The sequence below is a fragment of the Alteraurantiacibacter buctensis genome, from assembly GCF_009827655.1.
GTDB lineage: Bacteria > Pseudomonadota > Alphaproteobacteria > Sphingomonadales > Sphingomonadaceae > Alteraurantiacibacter > Alteraurantiacibacter buctensis.
The window spans coordinates 47856-68278 of sequence record NZ_WTYV01000004.1 but is presented as its reverse complement, the minus strand read 5'-3'; the positions used below and the strand labels follow the sequence as shown (position 1 = coordinate 68278).

The following is a 20423-nucleotide window of genomic DNA, read 5'->3' as shown; positions in this document are numbered from 1 at the left end:
CTGGTTCCTGCGCGCCGAGCCCTTGGCCCCTCGCGCGAGAACCCCTGGCTCAGAACCCGAAATGGAACGAGGCGCTGACTGAGAACGGGTTGCCTCCCGCGTTGCCCACGGCTTTGTGAGCCGAGAGCGAGAGCACGGCGCTGCGCCCGATCCGCTGGTCGATGTCTGCCCCCAGGCGGGCATGGTCACGGTCTACCGCATAGAGACCGCCCGCGCCGCCCATGCCGGTGCCGATGATCTGGAACGCGGGGCCAGCATCAAACCGGTCGAAGCGGTGGATGTACTCCCCGCGCAGGCGCAGCGTGGTTGGCTCGGCCAGGGCGAAGCGACCGGTCAGGCCCAGGCGCCCTTCTGAAGCTTCGTCATTGGAGCGACCGACAGTGACCGGAAAGCCGCCGCCAGTCTCGGTATAGCCATCGACCGTCACCCGGCTCCAAGTGTAACTGATCGTCGGGTTCAGTCCGAAGCGGCCGCTTCCCACGATGTCAAACCAGTCAAGCCGAGCGCGCAGGGCAAGCCCACGGGCGTCAGTCGATCCGGTGCTGGTGTCGGTGTTCGCGCCGTTGAGGTAGTTGCGACGCAGGTCGACGTTCCACACACCATAGATCGCCGTCGCACTCATCACAGCACCGCTCTGCCCGAGCCGCAGGTCGGCCTCGGCCACGCCATGCCAGCCTTCGAGCTTTTGCCTGCCGCCCAGCGGCAGATCGGAATTCGACCGGTCATAGCCGATGCCAGCCCCTAGCCGGAGCGGGCCGGCGTCAACGCAGGCGCCTGCTTCGGCCAACGTGGAATCCCCGTCATTGCGGCCATCCCGGCGATAATCGAGCACGGTCCACGCACAGCCGCGGCCAGGTTGAACATAATCGGTGAGGATCCGGTGATGCGCCCCCCACATCATCAGCCCAAGCCCACCCTGCAACGCTAGATTGGGCGCTGCCTGCATCACGGTTGCTCCAAAGTCGTCGAGACCGATGACGCCGGTTCCTGGTGTTGGAGCGGGTGTCGGTGCCGGAGTTGAAGTGGGTGTCGGCGTTGGTGTCGGAGCCGGTGTCGGCGTGGGCGTTGGCGTTGGCGTTGGCGTTGGCGTCGGAGCGGGTGATCCGGCTGCGGCCCTCGCAAGATAGGGCTGGCTGGTGCCGTTGATGTTCCCGTGCCCGATCACCATCGTGCCGTCAGCGCTCACATCGGCCGCACTGTTATAGATATTCGCGCCGTTGTTCACGCCCGCAACGGCGAGCCAATCGGCGATCGACTGGGTGCCAGCGGCCGTCCAGCGAACTGCCGAGTCGGTGAAACCCGCAGACGAGGTGCCGACGATGACCGCGCCGTCGGCGCTTACAGCGTTGGCGACTGATCGCGTTTCTCCCGGCAGGGACGCAAGCGCGACCATCCCACCGGCCTGTGTCCATCGGAATGCGACCATACCGGTAGGAGCGGTTGAGCTCCCGACGATGACCGAGCCATCTGCGGAAATGTCGTTTCCGGAGGAACTGAACGACTCACCGTAGCGGCCGATCGCTCCCAGCGACACCATTTGGCCTGCCTGAGTCCAGCGGAAGGCCGAAAATTGGCCATCAAAGTCGCCTCCCGAAGCCTCTCCGGTGACGACGGATCCATCGGCTGAGGCCGCGCGGGCCAGCGAATAGGCGAATCCGTTCGACGTGATCGGCCTGGCGCGACCGCCGTCTATCCAGATGACCGCGCGAGTGCTTGCGCTGGCGCTGGACTCCGGCGAGCTGAAGCCCACGGCCACGCGCCCATCCGCCGAAACGCCGAGCGCCTGGACATTAACCGCGCCGTCAAATCCCGGCAGCCTGACCGATGTTCCCGTGCCATCGACATTGCGGAACAGGAAGGCCGCAGTGATCTGGGAGGTGGCAGCATAGGATCCGACGGCTACGGTCCCGTCATTGGAAAGCCCGCTTATCGTCATCTGATTGGTTGAAAAACCGTCGGGCAGAGGAACCTTGTAACGCCCTGAGCCCGTTACGATGAACCCATCAGAGGTCCCAATGGCGCGTCCGTCTCCGGAAATGCTGTTGTAACGGACATTGCCGCTCCCCGGACCACCTGGAAGCAGATCATCGCCGGTGATCGAGGGAACTGCCGTAGCAATGGGGGCCGGCGTCGGGGCGCTGATAGTCACCGGTCCTGGTGTGGGTGTCGGAGTCGGCGTGGGTGCAGGAGTGGGTGTCGGCGTCGGAGTGGGCGTCGGCGTTGGTGCAGCGCCGACGACACGGGCGATATAGCCCTGCCTGTGGCCGTTGATGATGCCCTGTCCCACGATCACGTTGCCGTCGTCGCTGACGCCCAACGCCTGCTGGTACTGGTTCGTGCCATTGGCCACGCCATTGGCGGCCAGCCATGCCGCAACCGTTTGCGCATTGGCTCCAGTCCAGCGCACGGCATGGGATTCGTTGACCACGAAGGTGCCGATGGTCTGTCCAGGAACGATTGCCTCGCCTACGATGACGCTGCCGTCGGCATTCACTGCGGAGGCAACGGATGCGACCTGGTTGGTCAGCTTTGGCAAGGCGACCATGCCGCCCGCCTGGGTCCACTTGATGGCGATCTGGTTATCGTTCCTGAACAGGTCGTTGCCCATCACGCCGCCCTGCTGCGAATAGCCGACGATTGTTCCGCCATCGGCCGAAATGTCGTTCGCCCAACTGCTCGCGCCTGCGGCGGAATGGCTGGCAAGAACGCCCAGTTCGACAAAGCCGGTGGCGCGGGTCCACCGCAGCGCCTGGACGTTTGGCCCGACGATGGTTCCATTTGCGCCCCACTGCTGGCCGCGCCCGCCGATAGCGGCGATGACCGAGCCATCCCGTGAGATGCCGGTAATTTCGGCGTTGAAGGTCACGCCATTCTGCACTGGACTGGTCGTGCCGACCTGAAGCAGCTGCTCTGGAGCGGCGGTGCCCGTCCACAGGATCGGGATGTTGAAGCCCGATATACTGGCCAGACCGCCGATCATATTGCCGTCACCGCTGACGGCGACTGCCTTGTAATTTCCAGCGCCGGTAGGTTGTGCCAGGATCGTGGGCGTGCCGTTCAGCCATTTTACGCCCACCATGCCGGTGAAATCCGTGCGTGCGGTCGGCTTGGCCTCGCCGACGATCACTGAGGCATCATCGGATATGCCATAGCCAACGTAGTGAAGGTAGCCGGTCGGCGCTGCGAGTTTCGTCGCGCCGGTCGGGGTGAATACCCAGGCTTCGAGAACAGACTTGTTGCCGACCACCTTGTTGTGAAAGCCGATGACCGACGTACCGTCGCCGGAGATGTCCACGAAATCGACGGAATTGCCGTCGGAGTTCGACCCGTTCTCGGCTCCGTCTGGGCTTCCGGGGATCTGCTCCGAGCCGGTGACTTGTCCGAACGCAGGTGCAGGCAATCCCGCCAGCAGGGCAACAGAACCTAGCGTGCCCACAATGGCGGTCGTGGTCTTCAATACAGCGTTGGTCGCAAACGTGCCGGTCATCTCTGAAACTGTCCCCGTTAAACGCCCGCGCGCGCAGTACCGCGAGCCGATCCCCGCCTAACTGGTCTTCGGGACATCATGCACCCCCTGTTCAAGGGGCTAACGCGGCGGAGACAATTACTTGAAAATACATGACACCTGCGATCTTCGAGGCAGTCACTTCCCTTCTTTTCCGCCATAGGACAAACCAAGCTGCGCGGCATGCCACGACGCTTCGGCCCGGCTGGAAATCCCCAGTTTGCGGTAGATCGCCTTGATATAGCCCGAGACCGTATTCTCGCTGAGCATGAGCTGCGCGGCGACTTCGGCATTGCGCATGCCGCGTCCGATCAGGGTGAGCACTTCCAGCTCGCGCGCTGTCAGGTTGCCGGTTTCGCCTGCTGCCGGCCCGGTCCGCCGGAAATGCTCCATGATCCGCCGGGCAATCGAGGGCGACAGCGCCGGCACCCCTTCCTTGATCTGCTGCAACTGGCGGATGATCCCTTCGCGCATCTGCTCCTTCAAAAGGTAGCCCGAGGCGCCAGCCGAAAGCGCGCCGACGATCGAGCTGTCATCGGCCATCGCGGTGGTGACGACGCAGATCGTATCGGGAGAATTTACTCGTAACTGGCGCAGCACATCCAGCCCCGATCCGTCGGGCAGGCGCAGGTCGATCAAGGCAAGGTCAAACACGTGCCGGTCCATTGCGGCCAGCGCATCGCGCACGGTGGAGGCACCCGTCACCCCGCAACCCGGAAACGCCTCGGCCGCGATCTCGCCCAGCCACTGCAGCGTTTCCGATACATCTTCGAGGATCAGCACGGATTTCACGCCGCGACGCCTTCGCGCGGAAAGCGAACCTCGATCACCGTTCCGCGCATCCCCATGGCAGCGCCCCGCGAAACCTTCATCGTGCCGTGGAGCGCCGTGGCCCGTGAGCGCATGTTGCGCAGGCCGTTGCCCGCTGGCGCGGTTTCGGGATCGAAGCCGTTGCCGTCATCGGCAACCATCAGGACAAGGCCGCTCGCCACGTCACCCAGCCGTATGCCGACCGTGGTGGCCTCCGCATGGCGCAGGGCATTGCCCACGGCCTCGCGCAGGATCGAGCGCATTGCGGCTACTGATTGCGGCGGAAGTTCGGCCCGGGTGTCCACCTGCCAGACCAGCCCGATACCGGTCGATGACAGCAGATCGGCGATCTCTACCCTGAGGTCAGCCATCAGTTCGGCCAGGGTCAGCCGCTCGCCAGCGCTGTTGTTGATGATCTCGCGCAGATCGGCGAGCGTGTCGCGGATCAGCTCGTCCTTGCGGACCGGATCGCGGCTGTGCAGCGCGCCGAGCAGTTGCACCCCGATATTGTCGTGCATGTCGCTGGTGATGCGTTGGCGTTCTTCCGCCACGCCCTGTTCGTGGGCAAGACGGCTGGCGATGGCGTGGGATAGCATCGAACACAACTCGCTCGCCTTGGCCTGTTCGCGCGAACCGAACAGGCACCGACCGTGCATGGCATGTTCCAGGCGCAGCGGCGGCAGCGGACCGGTGGCGGGGATCGCCAGGGCTGCGCCGTCTTCAATCACCATGGGCGCGCCAATCACTTGACCGGCGACTATCTTCAGCGGCTGGAACACCCGCTCAAGCAAGCCGCGCCAGCGGTCCATGCGCTCCGCCTCGTCCTCTGCAAGCGCTATGGCGAGCATGTCTTGAAAACTTGCCTCGATCTCTGCATCACGCCGGAACAGCTTGCGCGCGATGATGTCCCGCAGCGGCAGGTACAGGAAGCCTACCATTACAAGCGCCAGCCCGAAAGCCGGCGCACGCTCAAGCGCGATCCACGAAATCAGCGCCGCGTCCACCGCGATCAGCAGTGCGGCGCCGGTCATGTAGAACAGGATGCGGAAGGCCCAGCGATCGAGATCGAACAGCCGGTAACGCGCGACCCCGATGGCCATGCCGATGTGGATCAGGAGGAAGAAGGCAAAGGCATAACCCTGCGGCAAGCCCGGCGTCAGCCCGACCAGGCTGGGCGCAATGACCGTGAAGACGAATGCCCCTGCCCCGACCGCGACCGACAGGCCGAACCAGCGCACTACCGCCCGCGCCGCCGGATCACCGCGCGAGCGCCAATATTGTCCCGCCGCTGCAAAAAGGATGCCGAGCATCTCCAGCATCGTCGGCAGGTGCGAACCGGCAGGGGGGCCATCGAACACCTGCAGGCTGTCACCCAGCCACCATGCCCCGAACAACGCGAACGGCGCCCATAGTCAACGGGCCGGAACCAGAGGCCTTGGATAACGCAGCAGCAGGGCAATCATCGCCGCGCCGAACAGCAGCGCGCCGCCGTGGTTCATCACCGAAAGGGCGCGGAACAGGTCGCCGTCGATGGCGAGTTCGCGGGTGCTGTAAAGCGCGGCAGGAAAGGTGAAAACAAGAATGCCAAGGCTCGCCAGGGCGAAAAGGCGGGCAGCCGTATCGCTGCGCCGCAGCGCCCAGACCCAGCCGCCGATGAGGAAACTTGCCAGTCCAACCAGCATCTGCACCCAGAAGGCGGCAGGAAGATCGCTGATGGGCCGCATTCGCGCCGGTGAAAGGGTCGTCTGCTGCGCGGGCCTGGCACCTGCCGTTTCGATCGAAACACTCGGGCCGCTCACCACCCCCGCAAGCATCGACTGTCGCGCAAAGAAGCGCCGCATATCGGCATAGGTCGCCAGCGTGTCCGGCTCTTCGATCAGATCGCCAGCCTCGATCGCAACTCTTCTGCCGTCGCTCACCCGGATGGCAGCGATCGGCCCGGAAACGATCGCAGAGCCATCAACGCCGGACGCAGGCGTCACATGGATGATACCGGAATCATCTGCGGTAAACGCGAGGGCCAGCCATGGCCGACTGGTCGCCATTTGTATCAGGACAGCCCCGGCCAGAAGTCCGGCGAGAACCAGCCCGATCATTACAGTCGCCGGCGATCTCATGAAACTTACCCGGCCCCGTATTACTGCCTAGCAAACAAGACTTAGCGATGCCGTGGATTCGCGCCACCCCCTGAACAGGGCATTCTCACAAGTCACAATCCCCTGAACCGGGGGATGACTGCCGCATCCACGAATGCGATGTTTCCGGTACGGGAGAATCCTCCGAAGGTAGCCGTCAGCGGGTCAAGGACCTGTGTCAGGGCGTGACCCGAGACAGCACTGGCGGCGAAGGTATAATGCTTCCAAGCTGGGCCCGCAGTCTGATCACAGCGTGCAGCTATGTTGATGAGCTTGCCGGGATGAATGCCGATACGATCTGGTCGGCCAACGACCTCAGGGCCAACTGCAATCAGATGAAGAAGGATGCCGGCGACATGCTGAAAGCCCGGCTGGTCACTGTGGCACCGCGAGCACATGAAAAAGCCTTGCATCTCGGCGCCGATCTCATGTTTTTCTACGAAGGCGGGTGCAAACGGCGGCGGGACGCCCGCTCCGTCTATCACCTTTGATGACGGCCAAGATACCGTAGCCTGAGATCACGTGGATGGCAGCCAGGCTTGTCGATCCGCTGGCTTTGCCTCCGCGGGATCTGCATCGGATACTCAGTGAGTTACGGCCGGTATCTTCTTTGGTCAGATCGTTGGTGACGCCATTATAAATCAGCAAGGTGTGGGCTTAACCTCGGATCGGATGTTAGGCAGCAGGCATCTGCCATCACCATCAATTGCTCGGCGCAGTTCACCTTGAAAAATTTGCGGGTGCACCAAATTCGGCGGACACTAGCGAACGCATGTGGACGCAAAGCCGCTCTTAATCAGCGGGTCCTAGGTTCGAGCCCTAGTGCGTCCACCAAAATTCTCAAATATTTCAGGATTTTATACTCAGAGCGAGAGGTCACTGAAAGCAGCGAACTCTCGCTAGGTAGCTCCCTAGGTAGCTTTCATTTTCGCTCAGATATTTTTGGGATTTATGGTGATTCGCCATCGCGCCCGCGCGATCAGGTCGGGGTCCGTTGGCAGCAGGAAGCCGAACATCTCATTGGCGGCAACCTTCTGGGCAACCTTGAACTGAAAATCCGGGGTCTTTTCACGCCACACCACCCGTTCCTGAGCGGCACTCATCGTTGCGGTCTTGCCCTTCGATGTTTGTCGCCGGAACGATGAATAGGGCGCTGGTTCGCTCGGGGCAAACGCCGCTTTATCCAGCTACGGTCAGCGCCGACTCCTATCCAAGCGAGCGCCCGCTGCGGCAGAGACGCGTCGGCTGCTGTCGATCTGCGGCATGCAAGGAGTCAGATCTGACTGGACGAAGACTGATTCTGCAGATCAGCGGTGACATTGCTCGCCGCGCGAACCGTGTCAGCACCGGCTCCGTCCGACGTGTAGCGCGCAAATTCTTCACTGTACCGCTTGGCGATCATCTCATGGTCTGCGTCGGGCGCATTATCGACCAGCTCGATGAACCACTCACCTTCCTCTTCGTAGACATGATGCTTCACGGCCCCTTCAAGATGCCCAAGCTTGTGCGCGAAGTCCTCGCTCATTGGGTCCATGCGCTCAAGCAGACCCATTTGAATTTTGGCGACAGCCTGTTCAGTATAGGCCATCGTCGCATGTCCAGTATCGCCATTGTCTGACAGCGCGGGATAGATCACACCTTCCTCCGCGATAGAGTGTCCCGTGAGCAACGCGCCGAGCTCCCTCAGGCGAACGCGCCGATCAGTTGCGCTGTTGGCGGTTTTGACTGCGGCAAAGGCGCCGTCGATCTGCCGGTGATGGTCGAGCACCATCGCCAGCCACGGCGCACGTTGCGCGTACTCTTCCGCGAGCGAGCGGGCGCTCGCCCGGTCTTCGCTGATTCAGGCGGGGTGAGGGCAGCAATGACTTTATCGAGAATGGCCATTGACGAAATCCTTTACTCATTGATTCGGAACGCCGCACGCCGATGATCTTACGAAAGCACTTCCGGCATTCGAATGACCAACAATGAACCTCGCGGATTACCAATAATTCCAGCCTTGAGCGGAACGATTGGCGCGGCCTCGAATTATGCCGGGTGACGACGTTTCTTGAATGCGCGCGCCGGCGTGGACGAGGCGGTGAACGAGCGTCTCCTGAAATCCTGAGCACATAATGCTGGGGCAAATTCGGAGTTTGGCAGATGACGGGAGATCACGACAGTTCGTCGCTAGCGGGATTATCGACCAGTACCTTGGCGCTATATGACGAATTGCGCGCCGGAACGATGGATGGCCTGCAGGATTTGTCTTGCCCGGGCCTGGATGCCGAGGTGTTTCGTGGAAAGGATGCCATCTGAGTAATAGCCAAGCGGGATGGCGTTGCCGGACTTGCCGTCCGCGCGGCCCACTGCCCCGGCGGAATTTCCGCTGTCGCCGTCAGACGTGACGGGGCTGCGGTCCGGCTGTCAGCAGAATCCGCGGCGGCCATGCATCGCATCAAGATCGAGCTGTACAACGACGACTTGCCATTGCTGTCAGTTCACCATGAGCTCAGGCCGCGCGCAGACCTGCTGATCACGCATATGCCGCGGGATCTTTATCCGTTGGGCAAAAACCTTGATCCTGCCGCATCGCGCGGATGCATGGAGGCCGCCCAACGGGGGCACAACGACGCGGTCTGCTATTTCACCTACGAAAAGCCCAACTTCGGCAGTGTGGTCTATTGTCAGGATCTGACCAGCCTGAACCCCTATTTTGAGATCACTGAAACCACACCTGATGGCTCAGCGGGGGGCCGATGGCCAGAGATCGGTTTTCTCCTGCCGACTCCTCTCCAGAAGGGGCAGCCCGCGCTCGTTCCACTGCCAAAGGGCAAGTGGATCACTGTCAGCGATGCCAAAATCGTCTTCCACCACGACGGTGATCGCGACGAGTGCGCGTCAGCTCGGCGCTTTCTGCAGATGAAGGCCGCGGCATACCGGCGCATTCAGCGCCCGCCGGTGCAATTTCGCGACTGGGAGTCACGAGCACGCCAGACGGTTCGTGCACTCGAAACCTCGCCCAAGGCCACCATCAGCCACTACGGTCACCGCTACGTTCATCCCTACACTGCCAGCGAATATCCCGACATCATGGTTCAAAGTTCTATCCTTGCGGCGCTGTCCGACTTTGAGCATTGGTCAAGAGACAGGTTGCCCTTCCGCGTCGAAACAGCGGCGGGCCTAAACAAATTCTTCGACAGCAAACTGCCCTCACTAAGGCGTTACCTTCCCAACGTCGGCAAAGACAAGAACAAGAACGCGGTGGATAGCTGGTATCTGTTTCACCCCCTCGTCAATCTGGGCCGTCTCGCAATTGACGGCGACCCGATCGCAAAGCGGTACTTCCTGCGCTCGCTTGAGTTCGCGTGCAAAACCGCGCCGCATTTCTCGTACCACTGGCCGATCCAGTTCGATGTGCGCGACTTCTCGATTATCGTGGCAGCCCGAAACGAGGATGGTCTGGGACAAACCGACGTAGGCGGATTGTACGCTTACGTCATGTTGCTTGCCTTCCAGTTGTGCGGCGAGCAGCGCTATCTGGACGAGGCAAAGGCAGCCATCGATGCCTCTCGGGGAATGCGGTTTGAACTGGCTTATCAGACCAATCTCACTGCCTGGGGCGCAGCGGCCTGCATGCGCCTCTGGAACGTGACGGACGAGGGTTATTATCTCCGGCAAGCATATGTGTATCTGGCCAGCTTTCTGCACAATTGCATCATCTGGAATCCGAAATTCCGCAACGCGCGGCATTATGCCATGTTTTTCCAGCCGACTTGCCTGCACGATGCGCCTTATGCGGCCATGTATGAGTGTTTCGATGCATTTGTGGCGATCGAAAGCTGCTTGAAGGACAGCGGCCCCGACCTTGATGAAGGGGTGCGCATGTTGCTTTCCGAATATAGCCGCTACGCCGTCAGCAACGCATGGTTTTATTATCCCGACGTCTTGCCCGAGGACGCTCTGGCCACGGACATCCGCAACGGGCACATCGACCGTGAACTCCCTTTCCCGCTTGAGGATCTTTATCCCGATGGGCAGCCTGCGGGCCAGGTTGGACAGGAAATCTATGGCGCCGGGGCAGCCTTGGTCTTTGCCTCGAGGATGTTTCGTCACGTCGAGGGCGCGCCATTCAAACTCTACTGCGACCATTTTCTGATGGCGAGCGAACGCACATCGCCTCGTTCGATCATCCTCCATCTGTCCGGCGGTGAGACGTGCGAGGCATTGCTCGCCATCATACCCGACGGTTCCGCCCGCCAGCGCATACAGGTTCATTCGGGTGCTACCGAACTGGTTGGCCGCTCACAGGCAGGCAGGCGTGAATTCCTGGTTCCGGCGCGAGGCTCCCTGCGCGTGACCTGGTAGGAGATGACAATTGCCTGCTGCACAGGCATTTTAGGCTGCGAATTACGGTCCGCACTCCTACAGAGCGCGCATGAGGCCCGGAAGGTGGGCAAGCAATTCGCGGGCAAGGAAGCCGATCGGTCCGATCTGCTCCGCGCAGCGTCGTCCTGCTTCTCCATGCAGCCAAACTGCCCACAGCGTAGCTTCGAGCTGGGGCGTTCCCCGGGCGCAAAGGCCTGCCACAATTCCTGCAAGGACATCGCCTGAGCCGCCGGTGGCAAGCCCGACCCCACCTCCGGCATAAGCGAACACGTCTGCGCCGGGTTCGGCAATAAGACTTGTGGAACCTTTGAGGACACAGACGGCGCCGAACCGATCACTGGCCTCCTTGACGGCCGCAATGCGATCTTTCTCGATGTCAGCCGCTGCGCAGCCCAGAATGGCCGCCAGTTCGCCGATGTGCGGCGTCAAGACCGCCGGGCGCGGAAGTGCACTTAAACGGTCCGTATGATCGGAAAGGTTCATGAGCACCGCTGCATCGAGAATCATTTGCGCTTCACACAGGGTCAGCAAGTGGCCGGTCAGTCCTGAGGCCGCTTTGGCGTCGGACATTGCCGGGCCAGCCACGACGGCGTCGCACCGTCCTACCAGGTCGCTTAGCGCGCCTGCACTCGTCAAGGCAATTTCGCCGGTATCTGTCTCAGGTAACGAGAACACCGCGATTTCCGGCATGGCGACCCCGAGCGCGAGCGCCGCGCTTTCAATTGTGGCAACTTGGATCTTTCCCGCCCCTGCGCGGAGCGCAGCCTCGACGGTCAGCTGGATACCGCCTGGGACCGTTGCACATCCGCCAATCGCCAGAACCCGTCCACGACTGTTTTTGTCGGCCGCGATATCGGGCACGGGCAGCGGGTGCGCCCGCAACCAGTCGCTATCCAGCGAGAGGACCTTGCTAGCCACGTGCAGCTACCATTTGGTCGCGCGCGGATGTGATCGGCGTTGCCTGCTCAGTCAGCGGAGCGGTGACATTGTAACGAACAAGAACCAGTTTGCCGTCGCGGCCCTGCTCCGGGTCAAGCCGATATTCGGTAATCGCGCAATTGGCGACGTCGCCCTCCTTGTCGATGGCAAGAACTTGCGCTTCCGACAGGTTTTCCAGAACATAGCGAAGACACAAGACCACGACCTGATGAGCGACAATCAGCACCCGCCGCCCGCCATGATGGAGCGAAACAGTGTCCATCAGCGCGCGCAGCCGAAAGATGACATCGATCCAGGATTCGCCGCCGGGAGGACGATGATAGAATTTGCCCAGCAATTGGCGGAACGCCGCCTGCTCTGGCTGCAGCTGCCCCACCCCCGCCGTCGTCAAGCCGTCGAGGATGCCGAATTCCTTCTCGCGAAGCCGCTCGTCAATACAGATCGGTTCATCGCGGTTGCACCCTCCCGCAGCCCGGAACAGTTCGGCGGTCTCGACCGCGCGGATATAGGGCGAAGAGAGCAATACGTCCGGCATGTCGCTTGGATGGAACGCGGCGAACCAATTACCAAGCGCAGTCGCCTGTTCGCGCCCCAGATCGGATAGCGGCACATCCACATCGCGGTGAGTGAGCGTTATGGACGCCAATCCTTCGGCATGAGCGAGATCGCGTGCGACGTTGCCGGCGCTTTGTCCGTGGCGGACGATCCATAAAGTCGAGGGCCAGCGCAACGTCATGTGATGTGCACTGCCGTCGCTGGTTCGCATAACGAGGGGTAATTGCCTGGATACGGCAGCGTCGCTTTGATTACGCGGCTATTCATCGCCGTCCCCCCTACCATGGTCAAGCACTGCTTCTGCCGTATCTCCGTCGCGCTCGCGTAACCAGTTATGCGCCTTGGTTGCGGCAACCGCTCCGTGTCCCATCGCAACGCTGATCTGATCAAGCCCGTCCACCACATCGCCGGCGCAGAACAAGCCCGGCACATCCGTGCCAAACGGCGCTGTTGCGGCAACCTTGCCCAATTTGTCGAGAGGAAGGCCTAGTTGAGCGGCGAGACGGCTCCGCGGGCGACAACCGAGCGCGGGATATAACACGTCGAATGCAAGAGGATTGTTATTGCTACCAAAGTGAAGGACCATCTCGTTCGTTGTCGGTTCATACCGTGACACCGACTCTGTGATGAGACTGATGCCAGCCCGTTCGAGATTGCCTAGCTCCGCATCAGTCAGTTCGACATCACGGCGCGGAAGGAGCGTCACATCTCTCGAATAGCCTGACAAAACCAGAGCCTCCGCCGCACCTGAGAGGTCACAGCCAAGGACAGCAATTCGGGAGTCCTTATGTTCGAACGCGTCGCACACCGGGCAATAGCGCAGCACTCCATGCGCGATGGCTGCCTCATGTACATCGCCCTCAAGCGGGATCTGATTAAGCTTGAGACCGGTAGCAAGGATGACGGACCTCGCGGCCCACTTCACCCCTTGGACGTCGACCAATGTAAAATAACCGTCGGCCTTGGCGACAAGGTCCACATGCGCCTCTACCAAAGTCGCTCCGAACTTTTCGGCATGGCGGGTCATAAGCGCGAGCAGGTCGGGTCCCGCGATTCCGGCGTCGAAGCCGGGCACATTGTGTGTAAGCGGTATTCGCGCGGCGCGCGAAGCCCAATCATGCAGCACGATCGTAGAGCGACAGTATCGCGCAGCGTACAAGGCTGCACTCAGGCCGGCAGGGCCGGCTCCGACATTGGCAACGTCATATGTGTGGATGACCCAAGCCCTCCGCGTGCACGAACAGTCGCAGGAAAGAACGATGTCGCTGTACTATTAGTTCCACGTGACGGTTGCACACGCATTATAATCCGCACATTCGTTGGAACTGTCGTTGCTGCCAGTTGTTACAGTGGGCATGTCTGACGAAGCTCAAACCCATGCCCACGATGACGCACCAATTGCGACGTCAAAGGACGCCAAGGGTTCCCGCCGGTTGCTAGCCAGCAGCGTAACCATCAATCGTCCCGCGAGCGAGGTCTATACCTTTTTCCATGTCGACAGCGACTTAAGTCGGCCCATTTGATGGTTCCCGTGCCTTACCGTGGGCGCGACTAGGGAGTTGTACCGCAATGTCTGATGTCGCCGCCTGGATTGCTTCGGCTGCGACCATGATTGCGGCGATGATGACAGCCGCCAATCTGGGAACGAAAATCACGGGATGGGGATTTGTCGTCTTTACCATCGGATCGATCGCCTGGGCTGGAGTGGGCCTGACCACCGGACAGCCAAGCCTGGCGATCACCAACGGTTTTCTGTTGCTTGTCAATTTGTTCGGAGTTTGGCGCTGGCTCGGGCGGCAGGCCCGGCACGAAACTGGTAGCGAAAACGCGGAGCAGCGCAGCCGGGCGCGCGCCCATGTGCCTTCGCTTTATTCAGGTGCGTCCGCAATCGGCGCAAATGTCTTTGACAGCAGCGGTGAAAAGGTCGGGACAGTAGTCGATACCATGCACGACTGCGAAAGCCGCGCATTAAGTTATGTCGTTATATCCCAAGGCGGGGTGGGCGGTGCCGGCGAAACCTTGCGTGCGATAGCACCTGCCGATCTCGCGTTCGATAGTGATGGCCTCCACTGTGATCTGAGCCCCGAGCAAATCACGGCCATTCCGCCAATCGACGAGAAAGCCTGGCCTGCCGTTGCGCCTCCGGCGCTCGCGTCAAACTCCAATGATCTCTCGTTCGCCTCTACTGCCAAAGGATTGTTCCATGCCGAAGCCTGACAAAACCCCCCGTTCTGACAAATCGAAGCAAAAGGGCGAGACGCCGAAGAAGGCACCCAAACTGCCGCCGCAGTCAGACGTGCCGACCAGTTATGCTGAGGCCCAGGGCAACGGCGGCGAGACCCATCAGACTACCGGCGATCCTGCCACAACCATGACCTCACAGCAGGGTATCCCTGTCAGCGATGGGCAGAATAGTCTGCGCGCCGGACCACGCGGCCCGACTTTGCTTGAGGACTTTCAGCTCCGTGAGAAAATCTTCCATTTTGACCACGAACGCATTCCCGAGCGCGTTGTCCATGCGCGCGGCACCGGTGCCCACGGCGTGTTCGAACTGACCGACAGCCTCGCCGAATTTACCACTGCAGACGTGCTGTCGAAGGTCGGTCAGCAAACTGAGACTTTTGTCCGCTTCTCAACCGTTGCCGGCCGGGCCGGTTCATTTGATCTCGCGCGCGATGTGCGCGGGTTCGCGGTCAAGCTCTACACGGCGCAGGGCAACTGGGATCTCGTGGGCAACAACATCCCGGTTTTCTTCATTCAGGATTCAATCAAGTTTCCTGACCTAGTCCACGCAGTCAAGGAGGAGCCCGACCGCGGCTTCCCGCAAGCGCAGTCCGCACATGACAACTTCTGGGATTTTGCCAGCCTCATGCCCGAGGCTTGGCACATGGTAATGTGGCAGATGTCCGACCGGACCATTCCGCGGTCATATCGCACGATCGAAGGCTTCGGCGTCCACAGTTTCCGTCTCATCAATGCCGAAGGCAAGTCCACCTTCGTCAAGTTTCACTGGAAGCCGCGCCAGGGCCTGCAATCGGTGGTGTGGAATGAGGCCGTCAAGGTCAATGGAGCCGATCCCGACTTCCACCGGCGCGACCTGTGGGAAGCAATCGACAGCGGCGACTTTCCGCAATGGGACCTCGGCGTCCAACTCTTCGACCAGGCTACCGCCGATGCGCTGCCGTTCGATCATCTCGATGCGACCAAACTGATCCCTGAGGAAGACGTCCCCGTCCGGCTGATCGGTACCCTCACGCTCAATCGCAATGTCGACAACTTCTTTGCTGAGACCGAACAAGTCGCGTTCTGCACGGCCAACGTACCCCCCGGCATCGACTTCAGCGACGATCCGCTGCTGCACGGGCGCAACTTCTCGTACCTCGACACACAGCTCAAGCGCCTCGGCGGGCCGAACTTCACCCACATCCCGGTCAACGCTCCGCGCTGCCCGGTAATGCATTTCCAGCAGGACGGCCATATGGCCATGATCAATCCCAAGGGGCGAGCCAACTACGAGCCAAACTCGTGGGGACCCGAAGGCGGTCCGCGTGAAAATCCGGAACTCGGCTTCAAGAGTTTCACCGCTGACGTCGAAAGCCCGAAAGCCCGTCTCCGGTCGGAGACCTTCGCCGATCACTACAGCCAGGCGCGAATGTTCTATCTCAGCCAGCAGCCGATCGAACAGAAGCACCTCGGCGATGCACTGGTGTTCGAATTGAGCAAAGTGACCCGCGTCGACATCCGTGCGCGCGCTGTCTCGCACTTGCGCAACATCGACGACAATCTGGCGGCCACGGTGGCCAATGGCCTTGGAATGGCACTGCCCGATCCCGCAAAAGCTGCAAAGCCCACGCTTGACCTGCCCACTTCGGACAAGCTCAGCATTCTCGCTAACGGTCCGGACAGCTTCAAGGGCCGCAAGCTTGGCATCCTGCTGACCGATGGGTCGGACGGAGCTCTGCTCGAGGCGCTGACTGGCGCAGTCGAAGCCGCAGGCGCGGTATGGGAAGTGATCGCGCCCAAGATCGGCGGTGTCGTCCTCGACAACGGCGATGCTGTCGCGGCAAAGCAGAAGATCGATGGCGGTCCATCGGTGCTCTACGATGCGGTGGCGGTGCTGCCGTCGGCGGAGGGTGCGGCCCTGTTGGCGCAGGATGCCGCAGCCAAGGATTTTGTGTCCGACGCCTTTGCGCATTGCAAGTTCATCGGAGTCGGCGCGGATGCCGAGCCGCTGTTTGCCGCCGCACGCATTCCGCCCGAGCTCGACGAGGGTTGTCTTGCGCTGGGATCGGGCAAGGATGCCAAGGCCTTTGTTGTCGCTTGCGCACCCCTGCGGTTCTGGCCGCGAGAAGCGACGGTTGACCTGGATGCCATGGCCTGAGTGCCGTGAGCCAGGCAGCGATTGCCACATGGATCGCCGAGCATTTGCAGCACGGCGATCTGGTTTACATTGCCGATAGCGAACAGACGGCGGTGGCTTTGGCCGCCGCCGTCAAGGCGGCTGCCCCCCAAGCTGCGGTCGTGCTGGTCCCCGCCAGTGACGCCTTACCCGGCGAAGAGGCTCCCGCATCGCCGGGAAATGCCGGTGCGCGCGTCGCAGCTTTGCGGCAAATCCGCGGCACGGTTCAGGGTTCGTGCCAGAAGCCGTGCGTCGTGCTGGCTAGTGCCGAAGCCATTGCGCGCCGTTACGCTGCGCCCGAGGCGTTCGACCCCGCTCCGCCGGTCCTCGGTGTGGGCGATCTGCTCGATCTCGAAAGCTTTGAAAGCGATTGCGAAGCACTGGGGTATATCGTCGATGACCGGGTGGACGAACCCGGTGAAGTCGCGGTGCGGGGTAATGTTGCCGATGTCTTTCCGGCCGATCGTACGCTGCCGGTTCGCAGCGAAGCAGCCGATGGACGGATTGTCAGCCTGCGTAGCTTCGATCCGGTTGACCAGCGCAGCCTGGACGATCTGACTGCCGTCGAAATCGGCCGTGTGGCTGAGCCAAGCGCAGTGGGCGGGGTAACGCTCCTCGCTCATTGCCCAGCAGGCGCGGCCCTGGTCCTCGACAACAAGGTTGCGTCGCGCCATCGCGGGCTGCTGGCCCTTGCCGCGGATGTGACACGGCATGGCCGAGTCCCCGCCGACATGATCGGCGAGGAGGAATGGCGTGCGGCAACGACCGGCCACGACCGGCTCGACTGGGCCACCGACGACATTGGGGCCATTTCGCGGTTCGTCGAGGAGCGCGCTCCACTGGGTGCCCTGTCCCGGTTCGTAGTGCCCCTGCTGGAGAGGGATGCCCGCCTCATCTTGCTGGGCAGCGACCGCGATCTGCGGTTCCTGCGTCCGCGTATTGCCAAAAAATTGAAGCGCGACTGCATCATGCTCGCCAGTTGGGCAGACGTCGCAGCGCTCCCATCAGGTGCGTTCGCGGCACTTGAAATGCCGTGCGACAGAGGCTTTGTACGGGACAAGATCATCGCCGTTACCGCAGCTGATTTGCTCGGTAGCCGTGCGGAAGCTGAAGCTGGGTCGGTTGATCAAGAAAACGGGTTCGATGGATTGGGCGACCTTCGCTGCGGCGACGTTGTCGTCCATGAGGATCACGGCATTGCGGTAATCAGCGGGATCGAACCTTTGCCCCTGCTGGAGGGCAGCGCGCAGGACGCCATCGCGCTTGAATTTGCTGGCGCAGCTCGCCGACTGGTACCGGTCAGCGATGCCGGTCGCATCTGGCGTTACGGTGCCGACCCCGAGGCGGTGGCTCTTGACAAGCTGGACGGGTCGAGTTGGATCAAACGCCGCGAGACGCTTGACGGCGAGCTTGCTGAGACAGCCAAAGCGCTAATTGCGCTGGCCCATCAGCGTGCGGCACGAACTGTACCGGCAATCGCGGCCGACCCGGATGTCTACGAACGGTTCGTGGCTGGTTTCCCCTATTCGGAAACGGCAGACCAAACCCGCGCCATCGACGCCATCCGCTCCGACCTCGCTTCCGGCACCGCGATGGACCGGCTCGTCATCGGCGATGTCGGTTACGGCAAGACCGAGGTTGCGCTGCGCGCTGCGGCGTTTGCCGCGCTGGCCGGCGGGCAGGTCGTGCTGGCCGCGCCGACGACTGTGCTTGTGCGCCAACACTACGAACTGTTCCGGGCCCGGTTCGAGGGGACCGGCGTGACTGTCGCAATGCTGTCAAGCTCATCGACGCCCGCCGAAAAGCGCGCAGCGCTGGCCGGTCTTGCCGACGGGTCGATCGGGATCGTCGTCGGCACAAGCGCCGTCGCTGGCAAGAGCGTCAGGTTTCGCAGCCTGCAGCTGGTCATTCTCGATGAAGAGCAACGCTTCGGTGCGGCCCACAAGGCAAGACTGCGTGCGCTGCATAGCGGCCATTTCCTGGCGCTCAGCGCCACACCGATTCCCCGGACGCTCCAGAACGCGCTGGTGGGCTTACAACAGCTATCGGTTATCGCAACTCCGCCTGCGCGGCGGCACCCAATCCGCACGGTGGTGGGCGAGTGGGACGATACACGCGTCCGGGCCGCGCTGCTGCGGGAACGGGCCCGGCGGGGGCAAAGCTTTGTCGTGGTGCCAAGGATCGCGGACATGGCGGCGATCGAAGCCAAGCTTGGCCAGCTGACGCCTGAACTCACGGTGGTCTGCGCGCACGGCAAGCTGCCCGCAGCAGAACTCGATACCGTAATGACCGAGTTCGCAGACGGTCGAGGCGACGTGCTGCTTGCCACCAACATTATCGAGGCAGGGCTCGACATCCGCCGCGCAAACACAATGATCGTTTGGCGTGCGGACCGGTTCGGTCTGTCGCAGCTCCATCAGCTTCGAGGCAGGGTCGGACGTGGCAGTCGGCGCGGGCAGATCATGCTGCTCACGGACACCGGTCATCCGATCAGCGAGGCGACTGCGAAGCGCTTGCGGACACTCGAAGCGCTGGATCGCCTTGGTGCCGGGTTTGCAATCAGCGCGCGCGACCTCGATCTGCGCGGCGGCGGAGATCTGCTGGGCGACAGCCAGACCGGGCACATGAAACTGGTCGGCGTCGAGCTTTACCAGCACATGCTGGAAGCGGCTCTCCGCGAGGCTCGCGGCGAGACCAGCGCGCTCCCCGCGCCTGACTTGAGACTAGGAGCCCATGGCGCCTTGCCCGAAAGCTGGATCCCGGAAGTGGATCTGCGGCTGCAGCTTTATGTCAAATTGGCGCGGCTGACAGATCTCGCCGTTCTGGATAACTTCGAGGAGGAGTTGGAAGACCGCTTCGGCGCTATGCCGGCGGAGACGCAAGTGTTGCTGTCTGTAGCAAGGGTACGCCTTCTTGCGCAAATGCTTGGTTTCGAAAGGATTGACGCCGGGCGCGCTGCCATCGCGTTAAACCCGCGCGGTGCACCGCCAAAGTCATCGCCCCACCCCAGCGCCCAATTGGTGGACGGCCGTTTCCTGGTCCGCGAGAAGATGAGCGATCCGCACGCGCGATTGGCCAGGGTAGAGGAAATTCTGCTGGAGATGGTAGAGTTTGACACGGTACCAGACTCGGAAGCGGTCGGAAGGAAGCGAGTGATGGCCTAAGCGAGCGTCCGCAGCGTTATCGACCAACGGAGCTGTGTGAGCGGGACAATGCTGTGTTCCCACTCGTTTCTGGCCTCACCGCTCAACCTGTAAAGCGAGCCGGGCCGAAGAGGCAGAGAATAGCGTGAGAACCCGGCCGGATGTCGCCTGCGCAATCGGAGGATGGCCTCGGTGCCAAGCGAGATGCCGAACACTTCTCCGAAAATTGGACGATCACGGTGCCAACCTATCGCCGCGCCCACCGGATAGCGGGTCAGCAAGGCATGAACAATGGATCGGCACCGCAGTTCACATTTCGCCTCGACCATCCTTGCCAGCTTGTCGAGCCAAGGAGGGAAAGCTTCGGCTTCACTTAACGTAGACGCGGTGAAATCGTAGTGAAGCCCGTAAGAGGCCGTCTCGCGCCTTCCAGTCCATTGCTGGAACCTGAAAGGCGCAAGCGACGTTCCCTCGATCTCGGTGATAAGGCTCGGCTGAGCGGCCTCATCAACGAGATCTTCAATCAGGAACAGGCCAGGAATGGCCGGGCCGAAGAGATCATCATTCAC

Annotated in this window: 16 protein-coding genes and 1 tRNA gene; 7 read left to right on the top strand and 10 right to left on the bottom strand. The window is 61.7% G+C overall.

Annotated features, from left to right (window positions below; all coding sequences use genetic code 11):
- Positions 1-49: 49 nt before the first annotated feature.
- The 4 genes from GRI99_RS10815 to GRI99_RS10800 all read right to left on the bottom strand — a co-directional run bounded on the left by GRI99_RS10815 (position 50) and on the right by GRI99_RS10800 (position 6411).
- The gene (locus tag GRI99_RS10815) at positions 50-3487 is read right to left on the bottom strand and encodes an autotransporter domain-containing protein (RefSeq protein WP_160772062.1); all 3438 of its coding nucleotides are present in this window, start codon (positions 3485-3487) and stop codon (positions 50-52) included.
- A 156-nt stretch (positions 3488-3643) separates the two neighbouring features.
- On the bottom strand, positions 3644-4297 hold the full coding sequence (locus GRI99_RS10810; RefSeq protein WP_160772061.1) for a response regulator transcription factor: 654 nt from the start codon (positions 4295-4297) through the stop codon (positions 3644-3646).
- Positions 4294-5709, bottom strand: a complete 1416-nt coding sequence (locus GRI99_RS10805; protein WP_160772060.1) for a sensor histidine kinase — start codon at positions 5707-5709, stop codon at positions 4294-4296. The genes GRI99_RS10810 and GRI99_RS10805 overlap by 4 nt, the downstream gene beginning before the upstream one ends.
- An 18-nt stretch (positions 5710-5727) precedes the next feature.
- Complete coding sequence (locus GRI99_RS10800) at positions 5728-6411, bottom strand: hypothetical protein (RefSeq protein WP_160772059.1); 684 nt, start codon at positions 6409-6411, stop codon at positions 5728-5730.
- 224 nt (positions 6412-6635) lie between these two features.
- Here GRI99_RS10800 and GRI99_RS10795 point away from each other — a divergent pair, with 224 nt between their 5' ends.
- Both GRI99_RS10795 and GRI99_RS10790 read left to right on the top strand, forming a co-directional pair.
- The gene (locus tag GRI99_RS10795; protein ID WP_160772058.1) at positions 6636-6941 is read left to right on the top strand and encodes a hypothetical protein; all 306 of its coding nucleotides are present in this window, start codon (positions 6636-6638) and stop codon (positions 6939-6941) included.
- Between the two features lie 275 nt (positions 6942-7216).
- Positions 7217-7284: transfer RNA gene (locus tag GRI99_RS10790), tRNA-Ser, on the top strand.
- 98 nt (positions 7285-7382) lie between these two features.
- On the opposite strand, the gene GRI99_RS10785 is transcribed toward GRI99_RS10790, so the two are convergent.
- Positions 7383-7553, bottom strand: coding sequence for a hypothetical protein (locus tag GRI99_RS10785; protein WP_160772057.1), 171 nt, complete (start codon positions 7551-7553; stop codon positions 7383-7385).
- Between the two features lie 170 nt (positions 7554-7723).
- A complete protein-coding gene (locus GRI99_RS10780; protein WP_237438298.1) occupies positions 7724-8221 on the bottom strand; it encodes a hemerythrin domain-containing protein in 498 nt (165 codons plus the stop codon).
- A gap of 656 nt (positions 8222-8877) precedes the next feature.
- On the opposite strand from GRI99_RS10780, the gene GRI99_RS10775 reads away from it, so the two are divergent.
- A complete protein-coding gene (locus GRI99_RS10775) occupies positions 8878-10797 on the top strand; it encodes a hypothetical protein (RefSeq protein WP_160772056.1) in 1920 nt (639 codons plus the stop codon).
- A 57-nt stretch (positions 10798-10854) separates the two neighbouring features.
- Here the strand turns inward: GRI99_RS10775 and GRI99_RS10770 are convergent, their stop codons facing one another.
- The 3 genes from GRI99_RS10770 to GRI99_RS10760 are packed head-to-tail and all read right to left on the bottom strand — an operon-like array spanning position 10855 to position 13528.
- Entirely contained in the window at positions 10855-11736 is an 882-nt protein-coding gene (locus GRI99_RS10770) for an NAD(P)H-hydrate dehydratase (RefSeq protein WP_337192904.1), read from the bottom strand.
- Positions 11729-12523 carry a histidine phosphatase family protein gene (locus tag GRI99_RS10765; RefSeq protein WP_237438297.1) on the bottom strand — a complete coding sequence of 265 codons (795 nt, stop codon included), beginning with the start codon at positions 12521-12523 and terminating at the stop codon, positions 11729-11731. Before GRI99_RS10765 ends, GRI99_RS10770 begins: the two co-directional genes overlap by 8 nt.
- Before the next feature lie 48 nt (positions 12524-12571).
- Positions 12572-13528, bottom strand: coding sequence for an NAD(P)/FAD-dependent oxidoreductase (locus GRI99_RS10760; RefSeq protein ID WP_337192918.1), 957 nt, complete (start codon positions 13526-13528; stop codon positions 12572-12574).
- Positions 13529-13667: 139 nt separating this feature from the next.
- On the opposite strand from GRI99_RS10760, the gene GRI99_RS18730 reads away from it, so the two are divergent.
- Genes GRI99_RS18730 through GRI99_RS10745 form a run of 4 tightly spaced genes read left to right on the top strand, consistent with a single transcriptional unit; the run spans position 13668 to position 19875 of the window.
- Positions 13668-13835 (top strand): hypothetical protein, encoded by a 168-nt coding sequence (locus tag GRI99_RS18730; protein WP_237438295.1) that lies wholly within the window; start codon positions 13668-13670, stop codon positions 13833-13835.
- Positions 13836-13881: 46 nt separating this feature from the next.
- Positions 13882-14529 carry a PRC-barrel domain-containing protein gene (locus GRI99_RS10755; protein WP_237438294.1) on the top strand — a complete coding sequence of 216 codons (648 nt, stop codon included), beginning with the start codon at positions 13882-13884 and terminating at the stop codon, positions 14527-14529.
- Positions 14516-16693 (top strand): catalase, encoded by a 2178-nt coding sequence (locus tag GRI99_RS10750; protein ID WP_160772055.1) that lies wholly within the window; start codon positions 14516-14518, stop codon positions 16691-16693. The genes GRI99_RS10755 and GRI99_RS10750 overlap by 14 nt, the downstream gene beginning before the upstream one ends.
- 5 nt (positions 16694-16698) lie before the next feature.
- Complete coding sequence (locus GRI99_RS10745) at positions 16699-19875, top strand: helicase-related protein (RefSeq protein WP_160772054.1); 3177 nt, start codon at positions 16699-16701, stop codon at positions 19873-19875.
- Here GRI99_RS10745 and GRI99_RS10740 read toward each other — a convergent pair.
- Positions 19872-20423: an alpha-ketoglutarate-dependent dioxygenase AlkB gene (locus GRI99_RS10740; RefSeq protein WP_160772053.1), complete on the bottom strand. Its 552-nt coding sequence runs from the start codon at positions 20421-20423 to the stop codon at positions 19872-19874. The genes GRI99_RS10745 and GRI99_RS10740 overlap by 4 nt on opposite strands.